General features: G+C 34.1%; 23 protein-coding genes and 1 riboswitch. Of the genes, 19 read left to right on the forward strand and 4 right to left on the reverse strand.

Annotation, left to right across the window (positions count from 1 at the left end):
* Positions 1 to 28 precede the first annotated feature (28 nt).
* Together pstB and phoU are read left to right on the forward strand one after the other, a co-directional pair.
* Positions 29 to 829 (forward strand): phosphate ABC transporter ATP-binding protein PstB, encoded by an 801-nt coding sequence (gene pstB / locus ACTSKG_RS02125; RefSeq protein WP_464756511.1) that lies wholly within the window; start codon positions 29 to 31, stop codon positions 827 to 829.
* Between the two features lie 19 nt (positions 830 to 848).
* Complete coding sequence (gene phoU, locus ACTSKG_RS02130; RefSeq protein WP_464756512.1) at positions 849 to 1508, forward strand: phosphate signaling complex protein PhoU; 660 nt, start codon at positions 849 to 851, stop codon at positions 1506 to 1508.
* A 43-nt stretch (positions 1509 to 1551) separates the two neighbouring features.
* On the opposite strand, the gene ACTSKG_RS02135 is transcribed toward phoU, so the two are convergent.
* Together ACTSKG_RS02135 and ACTSKG_RS02140 are read right to left on the reverse strand one after the other, a co-directional pair.
* On the reverse strand, positions 1552 to 2025 hold the full coding sequence (locus ACTSKG_RS02135; protein ID WP_464756513.1) for a hypothetical protein: 474 nt from the start codon (positions 2023 to 2025) through the stop codon (positions 1552 to 1554).
* Positions 2026 to 2376 (reverse strand): hypothetical protein, encoded by a 351-nt coding sequence (locus tag ACTSKG_RS02140; protein WP_464756514.1) that lies wholly within the window; start codon positions 2374 to 2376, stop codon positions 2026 to 2028. It lies immediately after the preceding gene.
* Positions 2377 to 2552: 176 nt separating this feature from the next.
* Here ACTSKG_RS02140 and rpmG point away from each other — a divergent pair, with 176 nt between their 5' ends.
* From rpmG to ACTSKG_RS02165, 5 genes are all read left to right on the forward strand, one after another.
* The gene (rpmG, locus tag ACTSKG_RS02145) at positions 2553 to 2702 is read left to right on the forward strand and encodes a 50S ribosomal protein L33 (protein WP_093265860.1); all 150 of its coding nucleotides are present in this window, start codon (positions 2553 to 2555) and stop codon (positions 2700 to 2702) included.
* A 62-nt stretch (positions 2703 to 2764) separates the two neighbouring features.
* The gene (locus ACTSKG_RS02150) at positions 2765 to 3367 is read left to right on the forward strand and encodes a 5-formyltetrahydrofolate cyclo-ligase (protein ID WP_464756515.1); all 603 of its coding nucleotides are present in this window, start codon (positions 2765 to 2767) and stop codon (positions 3365 to 3367) included.
* Complete coding sequence (locus ACTSKG_RS02155) at positions 3351 to 3548, forward strand: YqgQ family protein (RefSeq protein WP_464756516.1); 198 nt, start codon at positions 3351 to 3353, stop codon at positions 3546 to 3548. The genes ACTSKG_RS02150 and ACTSKG_RS02155 overlap by 17 nt, the downstream gene beginning before the upstream one ends.
* Before the next feature lie 298 nt (positions 3549 to 3846).
* Positions 3847 to 5754, forward strand: a complete 1908-nt coding sequence (locus ACTSKG_RS02160) for an LTA synthase family protein (protein WP_464756517.1) — start codon at positions 3847 to 3849, stop codon at positions 5752 to 5754.
* A gap of 245 nt (positions 5755 to 5999) precedes the next feature.
* On the forward strand, positions 6000 to 7109 hold the full coding sequence (locus tag ACTSKG_RS02165; RefSeq protein WP_464756518.1) for a YqgU-like beta propeller domain-containing protein: 1110 nt from the start codon (positions 6000 to 6002) through the stop codon (positions 7107 to 7109).
* Between the two features lie 46 nt (positions 7110 to 7155).
* On the opposite strand, the gene ACTSKG_RS02170 is transcribed toward ACTSKG_RS02165, so the two are convergent.
* Complete coding sequence (locus ACTSKG_RS02170) at positions 7156 to 7335, reverse strand: DUF2759 domain-containing protein (RefSeq protein ID WP_464756519.1); 180 nt, start codon at positions 7333 to 7335, stop codon at positions 7156 to 7158.
* Between the two features lie 153 nt (positions 7336 to 7488).
* Between ACTSKG_RS02170 and ACTSKG_RS02175 the strand changes: the two genes are divergently transcribed.
* Positions 7489 to 8127, forward strand: coding sequence for an MBL fold metallo-hydrolase (locus tag ACTSKG_RS02175; RefSeq protein WP_464757943.1), 639 nt, complete (start codon positions 7489 to 7491; stop codon positions 8125 to 8127).
* Between the two features lie 900 nt (positions 8128 to 9027).
* Here ACTSKG_RS02175 and ACTSKG_RS02180 read toward each other — a convergent pair.
* Positions 9028 to 9270, reverse strand: a complete 243-nt coding sequence (locus ACTSKG_RS02180; RefSeq protein WP_464756520.1) for a DUF2626 domain-containing protein — start codon at positions 9268 to 9270, stop codon at positions 9028 to 9030.
* A 420-nt stretch (positions 9271 to 9690) separates the two neighbouring features.
* On the opposite strand from ACTSKG_RS02180, the gene comGA reads away from it, so the two are divergent.
* The 11 genes from comGA (at position 9691) to gcvPB (ending at position 18280) form a co-directional block, all read left to right on the forward strand.
* Complete coding sequence (comGA, locus tag ACTSKG_RS02185) at positions 9691 to 10707, forward strand: competence type IV pilus ATPase ComGA (RefSeq protein ID WP_464756521.1); 1017 nt, start codon at positions 9691 to 9693, stop codon at positions 10705 to 10707.
* The gene (gene comGB / locus ACTSKG_RS02190) at positions 10688 to 11752 is read left to right on the forward strand and encodes a competence type IV pilus assembly protein ComGB (RefSeq protein ID WP_464756522.1); all 1065 of its coding nucleotides are present in this window, start codon (positions 10688 to 10690) and stop codon (positions 11750 to 11752) included. Before comGA ends, comGB begins: the two co-directional genes overlap by 20 nt.
* Before the next feature lie 16 nt (positions 11753 to 11768).
* Complete coding sequence (gene comGC / locus ACTSKG_RS02195) at positions 11769 to 12113, forward strand: competence type IV pilus major pilin ComGC (RefSeq protein WP_464756523.1); 345 nt, start codon at positions 11769 to 11771, stop codon at positions 12111 to 12113.
* Positions 12106 to 12540, forward strand: coding sequence for a competence type IV pilus minor pilin ComGD (gene comGD / locus ACTSKG_RS02200; RefSeq protein WP_464756524.1), 435 nt, complete (start codon positions 12106 to 12108; stop codon positions 12538 to 12540). The genes comGC and comGD overlap by 8 nt, the downstream gene beginning before the upstream one ends.
* Positions 12530 to 12838 carry a prepilin-type N-terminal cleavage/methylation domain-containing protein gene (locus ACTSKG_RS02205; RefSeq protein ID WP_464756525.1) on the forward strand — a complete coding sequence of 103 codons (309 nt, stop codon included), beginning with the start codon at positions 12530 to 12532 and terminating at the stop codon, positions 12836 to 12838. The genes comGD and ACTSKG_RS02205 overlap by 11 nt, the downstream gene beginning before the upstream one ends.
* Positions 12817 to 13272 (forward strand): competence type IV pilus minor pilin ComGF, encoded by a 456-nt coding sequence (gene comGF, locus ACTSKG_RS02210; protein WP_464756526.1) that lies wholly within the window; start codon positions 12817 to 12819, stop codon positions 13270 to 13272. Before ACTSKG_RS02205 ends, comGF begins: the two co-directional genes overlap by 22 nt.
* Complete coding sequence (locus ACTSKG_RS02215; protein WP_464756527.1) at positions 13250 to 13444, forward strand: hypothetical protein; 195 nt, start codon at positions 13250 to 13252, stop codon at positions 13442 to 13444. The genes comGF and ACTSKG_RS02215 overlap by 23 nt, the downstream gene beginning before the upstream one ends.
* 27 nt (positions 13445 to 13471) lie before the next feature.
* The gene (locus tag ACTSKG_RS02220) at positions 13472 to 13984 is read left to right on the forward strand and encodes a shikimate kinase (protein ID WP_464756528.1); all 513 of its coding nucleotides are present in this window, start codon (positions 13472 to 13474) and stop codon (positions 13982 to 13984) included.
* A 118-nt stretch (positions 13985 to 14102) separates the two neighbouring features.
* Positions 14103 to 14197, forward strand: a riboswitch (glycine riboswitch).
* Between the two features lie 156 nt (positions 14198 to 14353).
* Positions 14354 to 15457 carry a glycine cleavage system aminomethyltransferase GcvT gene (gcvT, locus tag ACTSKG_RS02225; protein ID WP_464756529.1) on the forward strand — a complete coding sequence of 368 codons (1104 nt, stop codon included), beginning with the start codon at positions 14354 to 14356 and terminating at the stop codon, positions 15455 to 15457.
* Positions 15458 to 15480: 23 nt separating this feature from the next.
* Positions 15481 to 16827, forward strand: a complete 1347-nt coding sequence (gene gcvPA / locus ACTSKG_RS02230) for an aminomethyl-transferring glycine dehydrogenase subunit GcvPA (RefSeq protein WP_464756530.1) — start codon at positions 15481 to 15483, stop codon at positions 16825 to 16827.
* Positions 16820 to 18280: an aminomethyl-transferring glycine dehydrogenase subunit GcvPB gene (gene gcvPB / locus ACTSKG_RS02235; protein WP_464756531.1), complete on the forward strand. Its 1461-nt coding sequence runs from the start codon at positions 16820 to 16822 to the stop codon at positions 18278 to 18280. The genes gcvPA and gcvPB overlap by 8 nt, the downstream gene beginning before the upstream one ends.
* Positions 18281 to 18383: the final 103 nt, after the last annotated feature.

An 18383-nucleotide genomic window follows, 5' to 3' on the forward strand; every position in this document is an offset into this window, starting at 1 on the left:
GCTAATTTGCGAATAGGGGGAAAAATCGATGGTACAGTTTTTAGATAAAGAAACATCTGTGAATAAAGACACATCAAATATTGTATATAATACACAACAATTAAATTTATGGTATGGCAATCACCATGCGTTAAAAAACATAGATCTTCAAATTAAAGAAAACGAAGTAACAGCAATTATTGGTCCATCTGGATGTGGTAAATCTACCTATATTAAGACATTAAATCGTATGGTGGAATTAGTTCCGACTGTTAAAACATCTGGAGAAATTTTATATCGTGACCGCAATATTTTTGATGCGGACTATGGAGTAGAAGAATTACGTACGAAAGTGGGGATGGTTTTCCAAAAGCCAAATCCATTTCCAAAGTCAATTTACGACAATATTGCATATGGACCAAGAATTCACGGTATAAAAAACAAGAAAATACTAGATGAAATCGTAGAAAAAAGTTTACGTGGAGCAGCAATTTGGGATGAAGTAAAAGATCGTTTATCAACGAATGCATATAGCCTATCTGGTGGTCAACAACAACGTATTTGTATCGCTCGTTGTCTAGCGATAGAACCTGATGTAATTTTAATGGATGAACCTACATCAGCACTTGACCCAATTTCTACGTTAAAAGTAGAAGAACTTATTCAAGAACTAAAAACGGATTACTCTATTATAATTGTTACGCATAATATGCAACAAGCTGCTCGTATTTCGGACAAAACAGCCTTTTTCTTAAATGGAGAAGTGGTGGAGTTTAATCATACGGATATCATTTTTTCTACACCTAGAGATAAACGCACAGAAGACTATATTTCAGGACGTTTCGGATGATGAAGGAGGTTATTAAAAAATGGTAGGTAGAGAGAGGTTCAACGCGGAATTGCATCAAGTACAGAGCTTAATGCTCGAATTAAGTAATATGGCAATTAATACACTTAATGATTCTATGGATTATTTACTAGCAAATGATATTGAGGGTGCCCTTACAGTTATTAATAATGATATTCATATTAACCGCATGGAAGAAGAAATTAATGACCGGGTTATCCTACTTATTGCCAAACAACAACCCGTAGCTACTGATTTACGTAGATTAATGGTACTTGTAAAAGCAGCTTCGGATATGGAACGTATTGGTGATTATGCTGTGAATATAGCAAAAGAAACAATCAGAATTGGGAAAGATAAGCATATTGCTCCGATCCATTTATTAGATGAGATGCGTGTCAAAACAATTGCGATGTTGAAACAAATTTTAGATGCTTTTATGAAGGAAGACATCGAGGAAGCAAAGAAAATTGCAAAACTAGATGATGAGATTGATGCAATGTATGGGCATGCCATTAAAACACTTCTATCTGTAGGAGTAGAACAACCTGCACAACTTAGTCAAATCACTCAATTGTCATTTGTATGTCGTTATTTGGAAAGATCGGCGGATCATGCTACCAATATGGCCGAGAGAGTCTTATATTTACTAAAAGGAAAGCATTATGAATTAAATAACTAATGGAAAAGGCCACTTCAAAAAATTAATTTGATGTGGCCCTTTCTTATTTTTTCGTGATTTTTTCAGCAATTTGTTTCATCGTCATAGAAGAATCCAATTCATATTCCCCTATCTGAATAAGCCCAGTCAATTTCTGAGCATCAAGATAGTCTTCAAAATCTTGTTTATTCTGAATGATGCCATTGCTTTCTAATGCGGAACTAATATCTTTGGAATTCATGCCGGATTGAACGATTAAAATAGAACTAGTAGTGCTTTTTTGTGCGGGTGATTCTTTTTCTTCCATTTTTCCGTTGACTTCTGTCATCTGTTCCTTTTTTGCATTATCTAAATCTAATTGAAGTTGAGCAAGCTGTTGTTTAACAATTTTCAATTCGGCTTGGGACTTTTCATATGCTTCCCCATCTATAGCTTGGGTAGATATGGATTCATCTGGTTTGGATATATGTTGAATTTGGAATACTGCACCAGCAAGAAATAATCCAATTCCCAATGAGCGAATAGAGCTTCTTTTCATTTATATTCCACCGCCTATAACGGATTTCACTTCATCAATAGTTAAGGAGGATCTTTTGCTTATTTCTCGTAAAGAATAACCTTGTTTATGTAATTCTAATACTTGGCTTTTAATTATTTCATGAATGACCGGTTTTGTTTTTTGTTTTGTTGGTAGAGTAATTTTGGTGGTTTCCATTAATAATTCTTCTTCTACTATTTTTAGTCTTCTTTTTAAAGCACTTGTTTCTTGATATAATGTAAAAGAGAGGTCTTCCATTTCTGTCTCCATTTTTTTGACAGTATCTTTTACGAAAAATGAAACAAGGATTAATATAATACCAATAACCATAATAATGATTGAGTAGTCCATAATATTCACCTCTGTTTAATAACTTCCTCTTATTATACTAACATATTCCAAAAAACTTTGAATAAATTCTTTCCTTAAACTGTGGATTTTATTTCTATATATGCTATAATGGATTAGTCGTATAAATCATGCTCAGATTTTATATTTCATCCTGTAAAAGAGTGGGAGGGACAACCATGCGCGTTAATATTACATTAGCTTGTACAGATTGCGGAGAGCGCAACTATATTTCTAAGAAAAACAAGCGTAACAATCCAGAACGTCTTGAACTTAAAAAATATTGCTCACGTGAAAAGAAATCGACTCTTCATAGAGAAACTAAATAATAACTTAAACCAAAACCAATTTCGGTTTTGGTTTTTTTCTATTAATTTTTGGAGGGAAATGTATGCCAAAAAAAGAACAAAGAGATGAAATGAAACAACAACTCATTAACTTAGATAAATCTTTATATCAAATGTATTCAAGTGAAATTGAACGGCGCTTTCTTATAGATGAAAATGTTTTACGAGCATCCATAATTGGTATTACTATTTCTGACTTCCCAGAAGTTGATACGGAAAATATCATTAGAAATCTATGGGAGATGGGTAAAACAGTTGTAGTGCCAAAATGCGTTCCAAAGGATCGGAAAATGACATTTTATAAAATTGAAAGCTTTGATCAGCTTGAAACTGTTTATATGCATTTACAAGAGCCAAACCCACTTGTCACTACAGCTGTATCCTCAAACGATATAGATTTGCTTGTAGTACCAGGAATTGTTTATGATATACCAGGTTATCGAATTGGTTATGGAGGTGGATATTATGATCGTTATTTATCAGAATATACTGGTCATACAATTTCCTTAGCATTTGATTTTCAGGTGTGTAGTTTAGTGGAGAGAGAAAACTACGACATCCCAGTAGACAAAATTATCACCAATTTAAAAACCATTCCGTGTAAATTACATCGTAATGAGGTAAAATTAGATGAAAACAGTTTATGATATAATGCAACTTTTAAAACGTTTTGGAATATATATATACACGAAAGATCGATTAGCTGACTTGGAAATGATGGAAGATGAAGTGAAAGAATTGTATAAGATGCAATTGATTGATGCAAATGACTTTCAAATTGCGATACTCGTATTAAGAAAAGAACAAAATAACTATAAAAAAAAATGAGCGACGGATTCGTTTCTATCTGTTGCTTTTCTATTTTAAGGGTTGCCATACCTCGAGAAGGATCACTAGCTGGTCAGCTTGAAAGCATCCTCCTATGACGAAAATCAACATTTTTTAAAAAATAATTGAAACTTTTGAGGTTTATAACCGTCTATTAATGGGTATGAGAATTTATGACATGAAAAATTTTAACAGATTACCCTTTCATTTCTGTTGATTTATTGAATAGAAAGGATTAAGATATACTCTGTTACTTTTACTCATAATATAAAGAGTGTATAAAGGGGGGGATGTAGGCATGATGAAGAAAAACTGGCCGACACATTCAATTCTTGTTATTGCTATTGTGGTTACTTGGATTAAAACCTATGTGGTTTATCACACTAGCTTTGATTTGAAAATAGAAAATATGATGCAACAATTTATATTATTTATAAATCCGTTAAGTTTTCTTTTGTTTATTTATGGGCTGTCACTGTTTTTCAAAAGTTCAAAAGCTAGAAATAGATACATTGTTATTACAAGTATCATTCTATCAATAGTGTTATATGTCAATGTTGTTTTTTATCGATTTTTTACGGATTTTATTACAATTCCGGTATTATTCCAAACAAACAACTTTAGTGATTTAGGAACATCCGCTAAATCTAGTATTAATTTAACTGATATTTTCTATTTTACTGATGTAGCAATTATTCTTATTACTTTAAAATGGTTAAAGATAGGTCAAAAAATTTCGATTGTTAAACCAGCTACTAGGAGAGCGTATTTTGTTTTAGCTGCGGCAGTATTGTTTTTAAATCTAGGTTTATCTGAAATAGAAAGACCACAACTTCTTACAAGAAGCTTTGATAGAGAAATGTTAGTGAAAAACCTTGGACCATACAACTATCATTTGTATGATTTATATATTCAGTCGAAGTCGCATGCTCAGCGAGCACTTGCTGATGGTAGTGAGCTAGTAGAAGTAAATAACTATGTTCGTTCAAATCAAGCTGAACCTAATGCGAAAATGTTTGGTCTAGCTGATGGGCGTAACTTAATAGTCATTTCTATGGAATCTTTACAGAACTTTGTTATTAATAACGATATGAATGGTCACGAAATTACTCCGTTTTTGAATTCGTTAACGAAAGACAAAGATACTTTTTATTTTTCTAACTTTTACCATGAAACAGGTTTAGGAAAGACCTCGGATGCGGAATTTCTTGTTGAAAATTCCCTTTTTCCTTTAGGTGGTGGAGCAGTTTTCTTTACTCATAGTGGAAATAAGTTTCACTCAATGGCAGAAAGTTTAAATGAAAAAGGTTATTTCACGAATGTAATGCATCCAAACAATAAAAGTTTTTGGAATAGAGATATGATGTATCATGCTCTTTCTGTTCAGAATTTTTATGATGTTAATAGTTATGATGTTACAGATGATAACTCTGTTGGATGGGGTATGAAAGATATACCTTTCTTCAAACAATCGGTTGATTTAATGGCAGATATGCCGCAACCATTTTATTCTCGTATGATTACTTTAACGAATCATTATCCATTTGATTTAGATGAGGAGGATCAATTTATTCCACCTTACGATTCTAATTCAAAGACTTTAAATAAATATTTTCAGACTGTCCGTTATATGGATGAGGCTTTAAAATCATTCTTTGATGATTTAAAAGAAAAAGGCTTGTACGATAATTCAATTATCGTTATGTACGGCGATCATTATGGAATTTCCGAAAATCATAATGCTGCAATGTCTCAGTACTTAGGCAAAGACATTACGCCTTATGAATCGGCTAAACTTCAACGTGTTCCATTCTTTATCCATATTCCACATAGTGGTGTTGGTAAAGTGATGCCTGAAACTGCAGGACAAATTGATATAAGACCAACGATTTTACATCTATTAGGTGTAGACACTGCGAAAGACATGCAATTAGGAGCGGATTTATTTTCTAAAGATCATGAAGACTTTGCTATTTTCCGAAATGGTGGTTTCGTGACGGATAAATTAGTTTATGCAGGTAATGCTTGTTACGATAATTCTACTGGTACTGAAGTTGATATTGAAAAATGCCAACCGTTTATCGATCGTACTACACAAGAACTAGGTTATTCTGATCAAATTATTAATGGAGATTTACTCCGTTTCTATGATCTGAAAACAGGAAATCTCCTTCTTGATCAAGCAGAAAAAGAGAATAAAAAATAATAAAAACACAGACTAATCTGTGCTCAGGCTGTAGGCAAACTCTTTTAAACGAGTTTGCCTACAGTCATTTTTAATAATGAAATAAAAAAACTCCTACGATTAGCTTACTTGTAGTAGAATTATTTAGCACTCATACATTCGATTTTCGAAAAATTTGAGCAAAGTCAAAAAAATATCCAAAGAAATTTAAATGAAACAATTTAATTTTTCACACGTCTAATACAATATGTGAAGGGGGGAGTCTATTGAAGAAAATTGGAACAATCATTTTGTTAATATTACTTCTTCAAGGTTGTTCAGAAAGTAACAGTGCAGATAATGGACCTGAAGAGACAACGAAAACTGCTGATTCTGCTTTGATCACAGCACCTGCTTCCAATTCTCCCAAAGAGATTCCGTCGATAACATTAACTTCCTCTACTTTTCATAGTGTAATAGGATGGCTATCGAACGACGAAATCCTTTTTATCCTTTTGGAAAAAGGAAAGTGGACCGTTCAATCCTACTCTATCTCGAATGATTCGTGGAAAACTATCTATACTTCTGCTATTCCGATAATTGAAGGATTTATACATCCAAATAAAGAACTTATTTTATTACATACTTCTAACAATTCTTCATCAGCAGAAGTTCAAATTATACATAAGAATGGATACTTAGAACAAAGTCTAACATTTGAATCCGCTGAAATTTATATGGATTGGCATCCTACGAATCCTGATTTAATTGCCTTTACAACCTTTTATGAGGATTGGTCATATAATACATTTGTATACGATGGATCTACTCAAAATTTGCAATCTATTGAAGCTGGAAATCCTTTTGTTAAATGGTACGATGATAAGCAATTAATGCTTTTAGAAGGAACTGATAGCAATTTAGATGGAAATGAATTAATTCTATATTCTTTGGACGATAAAACACTCAAAGATACAGGTATAAATCACTTGGTTGACGTTCAAAATTTAGGAGAAAGTATGCTTTATATTCAGATTAACGAAGATAAGAAGCTATATGATTATCGTTTAGTTAATAAAGAAAGGAAAGACTCTCTCGAATGGACTTCGCCAGCAATTAGTAATTATTCAGAATGGGTTATACCAACTATTTCTATTGTGAAACCAGGTCAAATTATTACAATGAAGGCATTGGAAAGTGGAAACGTAGATGAATCAGGTGATAAAGGTATTATTTCATCCATTTCATTGGAAGGGGAACATGAATGGGGGCAAGTTTTATCTCAGCCCATTTCATGTGCTCCGGACGGTAAAACTTGCCTAGGTGGGTATGAGTTGGAGAATTGGATTCAACTAAATCCTTTGAAAGAAAAAGTTTGGATTCACTTGGATGAATAGAAAAGAGCTGTTGTACAGTTTGTACAACAGCTCTTTCTATTACAATTTAGTGTAAGCTTGGTGGAAAACCTTGATTCAAAATTGTCATGACTGTAAAGAAGCCAAAAACAGCAAATGTACCAAAGTTAAATAGAACTCCTAGCACATTCTTTTCTTTAAAAGCTTGGACAGTGCCGACTACAGCTAAAATTGTAACAAGTCCAAAAATCACCATTAATAAGTTCATGAAAGACACTCCTTTCGACATCAGAAAATGAATGCCGCTTTGCATATTCCTCTTCTATTGTAATTGTATTCGGTAGCTTTGTCGAGTGAAAAAAGTTACGAATAATTGAACAAAGAATAGGAAATCGTTTAATATGATAGAGAGGTGATTAATATTTTAAATATAAGAACTTATCCACTAGGTTTTATTCAAACCAATTGTTACGTTGTATCTAACGCTTCTAAACAATGTTTAATTTTTGATCCAGGAGGAGATGGAGATAAATTAATACATGAACTAAATCGTTTAAATTTAAAGCCGATAGCGATTTTGTTAACACATGCACATTTTGATCACATTGGAGCGGTAGATCAGATACGAGATATGTATAAAATCCCAGTATACATCCATGAGGCTGAGAAAAAGTGGCTGAATGATCCTACTAAAAATGGTTCTAGCAAGTATGCCGAAATTCCATCTATTTCTTGCAAAGAAGCAGATATTATTTTATCGAATGAATCTCAAATAGAAATAGGGGACTTCTCATTCCAAATACTTCATACACCTGGCCATTCACCAGGCAGTTTAACCTTTTACTTTGGTGAAGACGCATTTGCGATTGTAGGAGATACACTTTTTCAAAATAGTATAGGAAGAACAGATTTACCTGGTGGGAATAATGCGGAATTATTAAAATCCATTCATTCCAAGTTATTAACGTTACCGGAAACAACTATAGTATACCCTGGTCATGGAGCATCAACAACTCCTGAAGATGAGATGGAAAAAAATCCATTTATTAATGGATTCTAAAGCAGAAGATGACCGAAAAGACAGTAGTTGGAAGTGAGGTATTCATTTCCAACTACTCAAAATCTACAAGGTAATAGAGTAGCAAATTTTTTTGAGATGAGTAACCGCAGGAGCAAATGTTTCGTCCAAAGCACTCTGGAAACGGTAGGACAGGATGCACTTAAAAGACGTTTGCGTTTTCCTCAAAAGATAAGATAGTATATGAAGTGAGAATACCATGAACCCAGTATTCATGGTATTTTGGATAGATGAAAACAACTATTTCAAGAGAATGTATATGCATCATCGTCCTGCGAAACCAGTGTTCAATGTACTTTAAAGATTTAAATAATACAGCGGATTTACGTTTCAGGTGGACGCGTTCCGCGGGGTGAGCGATTAGCCATCACCGCCGCTAACGCGTTCGTTTGTGATGGCTAATCTGTCTCACTCATCCCGCTGGAGTCGCCACCTTTCACTTCAATCCATTAAGTGAGTATTACCTGAGTAAGAGATGCTTTTGCTTTTTAAAAGCTGGTAAAAGAAATAAATGTAAAATATTTAATTAAGCAATTTATCCTATCATAAAGAAGTGAAGAGCTTCCAAAAAGTATATTCGGAAGCTTAAAAAGAGTAGGAAAGCATTTTTTTCTTATTATCCAAACCAAATGCATCATGTCCTTACAAATTCCAAGAGAGCGATGGACAAACATCCGCCACAGGATTACCGAAAAAAGTATATCTGGAAATGACGCAGTAACTTCCAGATATACAATTCCGATGATAATAGTGTAGTGAATGATCCAAAGCACTCTTGAAACGGTGAGGACAAGATGCACTTAAAGGACATTTGCGCTTTTATCATCAAATGATACAACACAAAAAAGCAGCTCAATTATTGAGCTGCTTTTAAGGTTGAAATTAATGTCCTGCGCCTGGTACGTGAATAAACGTTGTATAGTATGTAAAACCAGCGAAGAAGAACATTAAGTAAGCTCCGAAGATGTACATATACATACGTTCAGAAAGGTTTAAGAAGCCTAAAAGAAGGAAAATTCCTGTATTAGCTAAAAATAGTAAAGAAGCTTCTGTCATATCACCTAAATAAAACATAACTGCAAAAATCCCTGTCCAGAAAGCCATCACTTTAAACATATTGCCCATTTGTAGTCCCTCCTTTTGCAACGACACAAATATTCTCCTATTCATTATAAATGAAAGAGTTCATACATGTAAACCGAATATTGTCTTTCTAATGTTATTACGGCACACATTGTCACAAAAATGTGTATTTTATCAGCTTGTTGATTAACATTTTAGTTGTTAGCTTGCTCTCCATATACTAGAGGTATGCGAAGGTATTTTCAACAATTGAATTTACAACCATTATAGATCTTCTACTTCATATATGCAATTTTTACAATCGCCTGCGTCTTATCAAGGGATAAGAAATTAAATTGCAAATTACGAGAGAATTGATAGAATATTTAATTAAAACTCTTTCTTTCTTTTTCTTTTCCAAGTATACTTGTGTTGTACAAGTTGTAAGCGGTCGCAACTTGTAACTGGGGAAAGGAAAAATGCATGCAACAAATAGAAAATATTGTAGAACAAAAATCCCTTCAATTATTGAAGAAGGCACATCGATTTGGTGCTTCTGATTTGCACATGATTCCAAACGAAGAGAATTATTTATATTACTTTAAGAAAAATTCTCAAATGTTTGAGGCAGGGAAGCTTCCCCTGAACATGGGTGAACGTATTATTTCATACTTCAAGTTTTTATCCTCTCTTGATATCAGCGAAAAAAGAAAGCCACAAAGTGGTTCATTTCAACAGAATTTCAACTCACAAAAATTTTCATTTCGTGTTTCTACATTACCATCTATTTTTGGAAAAGAATCATTAGTAATTCGTCTCCAACAACATGATAATGCCAAACTCTTACATTCTTTATCTTTATTTCATGAAGCTTCCGATAAAATAGTAGAACTTGCAAATTATCGACAAGGATTGATACTTTTTGTTGGTCCTACAGGTTCAGGGAAGTCTACTACGATGTATTCTCTCACAAAATATTGTTCTGAAAATTTGAACAGACATGTTATTTCACTTGAGGATCCCGTTGAAAATAGTCAGTCTCATCTATTGCAAATTCAAGTGAATGAGCGTTCTGGAGTCACTTATGCATCTGGGTTGAAAGCAATTTTACGACATTCACCAGATGTTATTATGATTGGCGAGATACGTGACGAAGATACTGCGAAAGCTGCAATTCAAGCGGCTTTAACTGGCCATCTTGTTGTGTCCACTATTCATGCAAAAGATGCTGTAGGTTCCTTGTTCAGAATGATGGATCTTGGTATTTCTATGGATGAATTGAAACAAACAGTTATTGGTATAGTTACACAAAGACTTGTGACAGTCTCCCTTTCAAAACAACCAGAGTTATCAGCTATTTTTGAAATTATTTCGGATGATTTTCTATCAGAAGCATTTAATTCACTGATGACTGGAAGAGACTTTCAAATACCATATTCTTTAACTCTTTCTTATCAAATCGAGAGAGGGGTCAGAGAAGGTGTTATTCCAAAAAATTAGGGACTACTTTGCCCAAAAAGAGGAATGCATACCGCTAAATGCTCAATCATCTTTTTTGAAAAGATTGAGCGATCTGTTAATAGAAGGTTATACATTTCATGAATCGGTTTCAATGTTATTACCCTTTCATGTGAAAAAATCGGATTTAATCATTCAAAGAGTGATTGATGTGCATAAAAGCGGTTCTGATGTGGCAGAAGTGTTTAAATTGCTTGGTTTTCCTAAACGTTTAATTCTGCCTATTAGCCTGGCAGGTAAACATGGAAATCTCCAAGAAACTGTATCCGTTTTAGGTGTTCAATCAGCTATTTTTGAAAACGCTAGAAAAAGGATGAACACCTTATTAATGTATCCTTTGTTTCTTTTTAGTGTCATTTTTTTGTTGTTTACTGTTTTTCGAATATATTTTCTACCACATATGGAGTCTTTACTAGGTAGTAGAAATTCAATAGCTTCCAAAGGCGCTATTGTCTGGACAAACGTATTACTTCATTTGCCAAATTACTTTCTAATTGGTATTTCTACAATTGTAGTATTAATATTCATAGTTATATTTGGAATGAGTAAAAGGGATATTAAAACACAGCTTAATCTATATGGCAGAATCCCAATCTTTAATAGTTGGTACAATTTATTCTTAACAAGAGTTTTTTCACGAGAGATGGGTGGACTAATAGATAGCGGGATGTCTATCCAACAAGCATTTGATGCACTTGTTTCTCAGGAAGAAAATATGAAACTCCAATATATAGCTAGTCAAATGAAAGACAAGATAGTACACGGAGAATCGTTCTCTCAAGCAGTTATGTTATTAAATTATTTTACACATGATTTCTATCCGTTTGTTAGACATGGAGAAAATAGTGGCTATCTAGGAAGAGAACTTTCCCTTTACAGTGAATTTTTAACCGAAAGAATTGAATCTAAAATATCTAAATACTTAAGTATATTACAACCTACACTTTTTATTATCTTGGCTATTTTTATAATAGGTGCTTATTTAGCTATACTTCTACCAATCTATGAAATGATTAATATTGTATAAAAGGAGAGAATGCAGTATGAAATATTTAAAAAATAGTAAAGGATTTACGCTTGTAGAAATGATGATCGTTTTGTTAATTATTTCCGTTTTAATATTAATTGCTATTCCCAATGTTACCAAACATTCTGCATCTATTGATGACAAAGGTTGTAAAGCATTTGCGAAAATGTTGGAGGGACAGGTTGAAGCATATAAAATTGAAAAGAAAAAGGTTCCAACTTTAGAAGAGTTGGCCAAGGAAGGTTATTTGAAAGGTGATAAAACATGTCCGAATGGCACGGTAGTTAGTATCAATCCTAATAATGGAAGTGTGACTATCGAAGGTGAATTAGCTTCTGGTTCTGATAGTAGTGGTGAATAAATTAAATGAAAAAGGATTTACACTAATCGAGATGCTACTCGTTTTGGCTATTGTTATGACCATAACATCCTCAGTCATTTTCATTGCTACATCCAAGTTTGTGGAAATAGAGGAAAAACGTTTTTTCAGACAATTTCAATTGAATGTCCAAAGTATTCAGGCAGTAGCAATTGCGGAAGAAAAATATACTTATATCAATTTTTCTAATGTTGAATCAAAATATGTTGCAAAATCTGCTAATACCATTTTATTTGAATCAGAGATGCCAGCTGGATACCGGGTATCTACAGAGAGCAACTTAAAAGAGATTGGCTTTCATCCCAACGGATCAGTAAAAGAATTTGGAAACTTAATATTCGAAACAAAGAATGGGAATAAAAAATTAATTTTATATATTGGAAGAGGTAGAATGAATTATGAAGAATAGTAGAGGTTTTTCACTGCCTGAGACAATCGTTTCATTGGCTGTTATCTTACTAGTAGCAACATCATTGCTTCCGTTATTAAGTAATATGACTACAAACCTTGAGGAGAAGAGGAGAAAATACCTTTCTACTGTTGTCATGAATGAAGCAATAAAAATGTATATTACAGAAAACATTTTAGCTGGAGCAATGCATATCGATAAACTAAAATATACTTTTGCAATCGATGAGAAACAAATTTGTGTTAAATACGAAGGGATGCGAGAGGAGATATCTAATTGCGTTTCAATTTCCTATTGAAAGAAAACAAAGAATCCGGATACACTTTAATAGAAGGTATCTTACAACTTTCGGTATTAATGTTGTTTTCTCAATTTTTTGCAATTACAGTTGGATGGCTACATAAGATGGAAGAGAATGTGGCAAATCCAACTGAGATAGAATGGGCTCTTTTCGTACAGGATGTAGAAACTTATTTAAATAATGTAGAAGCAATAATGATACAAAGCGAGGATTTAGGTATACGTTTTCGAAAAAATGGAGAAGAGTTTGATATAGAACTATATGAGAATTTAATTCGGAAACAAAAAAATAGATTAGGACATGAACAGATGTTACTCCATGTAAAATCTATTTTAACAACTCTCGAAAGTAATTCATTGAATTTTGGTGTTGAGTTTATGAATGGGATAAAAAAGGAGCATACATTTTATGTTACATTTCATTCAGAATGAAAAAGGAGTATTACTTCCTGCTGCAATTTTATTGTTGATAATCGTTTGTTTCTCATTATTGGCTATAACAGCTGCATACCAGTCAAAATATCGAACGTATGATTCGTTGGAATTGAACAATATTAATGCTACTATCAAAAGAATAGAAAATTTTAACGAGCGCGAAAAATAATCCTGGTATTTAGTGAGTTGGTGAATCATGTATAAAGTATATCTAGTTGGTTTTATGGGAAGTGGTAAAAGTGCAGTTGGGAGAAGGCTGAGCTATTTATTAAAAATGCCATATTACGATATGGATAAAGAAATTGTAAAAAATGAAAAAAGGACGATACCTGAGATATTTGAGCAAGATGGGGAAGCGTATTTTCGAAAAATCGAAACAAAGTTCCTTCAAAATTTCCGTAATGAATCCTGTATTATTTCAACAGGAGGGGGAGTTGCGATGAATGATGAAAATATCCGAATCATGCGAAAAACTGGTTTAGTCTTATATTTAGATGCAACCTTTAATGATATTTGGATGAGAATAAAAAGTGATAAGAATAGACCAATTGTACAGAGCAGTACGAGAGAAGAGTTAGAGCAATTGTATAATAACCGAAGAAAATCGTATAAAAAATCAGCCCATATTACAATCCTTACAGAAAATCGACCTTTAAGACAAATAACAGAATATGCTGGATATCAAGTAAATAGACTAAAAGGCGAATAATAAATGAATTCAATGACTTAATGTTCGTCTTTTAACTTATTTTAGAAAAACTATTGCGTCTTTATTTGTTCAATGTTAGGATATAGACAAAGCAAGAGAATTATTACAGATATAGCGGATGAGCATACGGGGAGAGAACGCATTCGATGCGTCGCCGAAGGAGCAAGTAATGAATTTTATGAATCTCTCAGGCAAAAGAACTCGTATAGGACGCAACTCTGGAGAGTGCTTTCGTTTTGTTTCGCGCAAAGCCACCAAAGAGGAAAGCCATTTTGGTAAACTTTCAGGTGCCAGGACAGAGAACCCCTGTTTTTATTAAAGGGGTTTTTCTGTCCTTTTTGTGTGGGAAATTATAAAGGGGGAATTTATTTGTCAGAACAGTTGAAACGTACACCTCTATTTGAAGATTATGCAATCTATGGAGGAAAAACAATCGATTTTGGTGGTTGGGAATTACCTGTGCAATTTTCGAGTATTAAAGAAGAACATGAAGCAGTAAGAACAAAAGCAGGATTGTTTGATGTTTCTCATATGGGTGAAATTACTGTATCGGGACCACAAAGTGAAGAGTTTTTACAAAAGGTTATGACAAATGATGTTTCTAAATTAGTAATTGGTCAAGCACAATACACTGCTATGTGTTATAAAGATGGTGGTATAGTAGACGATTTATTAGTATATAAAAAAGATGATAGCGATTACTTACTTGTTGTTAATGCTTCAAACATTGACAAAGACTTTGATTGGATGAAGCAGAATGCTATAGACGGTGTGGAATTAGTAAATAAATCAGATGATTATGGTTTACTAGCTTTACAAGGCCCGCTAGCTCAAAATATTCTACAAAAGTTAACGACAAAAAATCTAGAGGAAATAGGGTTTTTCCGTTTTGCAGATAATATCGAAGTAGCTGGAAAAAAAGTACTTATCTCTCGCACTGGCTATACTGGGGAAGATGGATTTGAAATTTATGCAGCAAGCAATGATGTTTCGGTCTTATGGAGCAGCATCCTTGAAGCTGGAAAAGAAGATGGTTTACTTCCATGTGGACTTGGAGCACGTGATACATTACGTTTTGAAGCTTGCCTTCCTTTATACGGACAAGAATTATCCAAAGACATTTCTCCACTCGAAGCTGGTTTAGGATTCGTAGTAAAACTTAAAAAAGAGCAAGATTTCAATGGTAAATCTGTATTGGCAAATCAAAAAGAAAATGGCACTCCTCGAAAAAGTATTGGAATTGAAATGATTGACAAAGGTATTCCACGTACTGGATATCCAGTATTCGCTGAAGAAAAGCAAATTGGATTTGTAACGACTGGGACACAGTCTCCAACGTTGAAAAAAAATATTGGTCTAGTTTTAATTGACGCAACATTTGCAGAACTTGGTCAAGAGTTAGAAGTTGAAATTAGAAATAAACGCTTGAAAGCTGTAACTGTAGCTACTCCGTTTTATAAACGACAAAAATAATTGCAGAAAGAGGTTGTCCATTGATGAAGCATCGTTATTTACCAATGACTGAACAAGACCAAAAGGAAATGTTAGATGTAATCGGCATTTCTTCCGTTGATGAATTGTTTGCAGATATTCCTGAAAAAGTAAGATTTAAAGGTGAATATAATATTAAGCCTGCTAAAGCGGAGTCTGCATTATTAAAAGAATTAGCAAATTTGGCAGAAAAAAATGCAGATAGCAAAAAATATGCATCATTTCTAGGAGCTGGCGTTTACGATCACTTTAAACCGATAATCGTAGATCATGTTATTTCGAGATCGGAGTTTTACACTGCGTATACTCCTTATCAACCAGAAATCTCTCAAGGAGAACTGCAAGCGATATTTGAATTTCAAACGATGATTTGTGAATTGACGGGTATGGATATTGCAAACTCATCAATGTACGACGGGGGTACTGCTTTAGCAGAAGCCGGTAACTTAGCCGCAGGTCATACTCGTAGAAAAAAACTTTTGATTTCAGATGCTGTCCACCCAGAATATATAGATGTTGTCAAAATGTATGCAAAAGGACAAAATATAAGTGTCGTAACGATACCTGCAAAAGATGGTGTGTCTGATCTTTCAAAATTAGAAGAACTTGTTGACGAAGAGACTGCGGCAGTAATAGTTCAATATCCAAATTTCTTTGGTCAAATTGAAGATTTGGCTAAAGTCGAGCAATTGACACATGAACAAAAAGCGTTATTCATTGTTTCTGCAAACCCTCTTGCATTAGGAGCATTAACTCCTCCAGGCAAATTTGGAGCAGATATTACTGTTGGAGACGCACAACCATTTGGAATTTCAGAAGCATTTGGGGGACCACACTGTGGCTTCTTTGCAGTATCTTCAAAATTAATGCGGAAAGTACCCGGTCGTCTAATAGGAGAAACTATAGATGAAGAAGGTCGTCGTGGATTTGTATTAACTCTACAAGCTCGTGAACAACATATTCGTCGTGATAAAGCAACATCGAACATCTGTTCTAACCAAGCGTTAAATGCACTTGCTGCTTCAGTAGCAATGACTGCTCTAGGTAAAAAAGGTGTAAAAGAAATGGCTATTCAAAACATAACAAAGACACACTATGCAAAACAAGCATTTGAACAAGCAGGTTTTGTTGTACCTTTCCAAGGAAGTCATTTCAATGAAATCGTTGTTAAAGTGAATGGTTCTGTTGCAGATGCCAATAAAGCACTACTAGAAAAAGGCATTATCGGTGGATTCGACTTAGGTCGTGTTAATTCAGATTTGAAAAACCATGTGTTAATCGCTGTTACAGAACAACGTACTAAAGAAGAGATAGATGCACTCGTGCAAGAAATGGGGGCTCTTTATGCATAAAGATAATCAACCACTAATTTTTGAAATTACGAAAGAAGGTCGTGTAGGTTATAACCTACCAGAATTAGATGTACCAGAAGTAAATTTAGCATCTCTTTTACCACAAGGTGTACTTCGTGAGGAAGAAGCGGATTTGCCAGAAGTATCCGAGCTCGATATTATGCGTCACTATACAGCTCTTTCTAATCGTAATCATGGTGTGGATACTGGATTTTATCCACTAGGTTCTTGTACGATGAAATACAATCCAAAGATAAATGAATCTGTAGCACGTTTCCCTGGATTTGCTAATATTCATCCGTTACAAGATGAATCTACTGTACAGGGTGCAATGGAGTTAATGTATGATCTTCAAGAACATTTAATAGAAATAACTGGTATGGATGAGGTGACACTGCAACCGGCAGCTGGTGCCCACGGTGAATGGACAGCTTTAATGATGATTCGTGCTTTCCATGAAGCAAATGGGGATATTCATCGAACTAAAGTAATCGTACCTGATTCAGCGCATGGAACGAACCCAGCATCTGCAACAGTTGCAGGTTTTGAAACTATTACTGTTAAATCAGATGAAAATGGATTAGTAGATTTAGAAGATTTACGTCGCGTTGCTGGTCCAGATACAGCAGCCTTAATGCTTACAAACCCAAATACATTAGGTTTATTTGAAGAAAGTATTTTAGAATTAGCTGAAATCATCCACGGTGTTGGTGGTAAATTGTATTATGATGGAGCTAATTTAAATGCCGTTATGTCAAAAGCCCGACCAGGGGATATGGGATTTGACTGTGTTCACTTAAACTTGCACAAAACATTTACAGGGCCTCACGGTGGTGGTGGTCCAGGTTCAGGACCCGTTGGCGTGAAAGCTGATTTAATCCCATTTTTACCAAGCCCAGTACTTGTAAAAGAGGATGATAAATATGTATTTGATTATAATCGTCCACAAACAATTGGTCGCGTAAAGCCATTCTACGGTAACTTCGGAATTAATGTTCGTGCTTATACTTATATTCGTTCTATGGGTCCAGATGGTCTAAAAGCTGTCACAGAGTATGCTGTATTGAATGCAAACTATATGATGAGACGTCTGGAAGAATTTTTCGATCTTCCTTATAACCGTCATTGTAAGCATGAATTTGTATTAAGTGGTCGTCGTCAGAAGAAATTAGGTGTTCGTACACTAGATATGGCAAAACGATTACTTGACTTCGGTTATCATCCACCAACAATCTACTTTCCACTTAATGTAGAAGAAGGTATGATGATTGAGCCTACAGAAACAGAGTCTAAAGAAACATTAGATGCTTTCTGTGATGCAATGATTCAAATTGCAAAAGAAGTAGAAGAAAATCCAGAAATCGTTCAAAATGCACCACATACGACAGTAATTAATCGTTTAGATGAAACAAAAGCTGCTCGTCATCCGGTATTACGTTATACAAAAGCATAAAATGGAAGTGCGGTCCATAAAATGGATCGCACTTTTTTAGTTGATTGAGAAATTGTTACTACTTAATATTTTTGCAATATGTGAGTTAGTAGGTTTATAAAGC

Source organism: Psychrobacillus syltrankelensis (assembly GCF_055454035.1).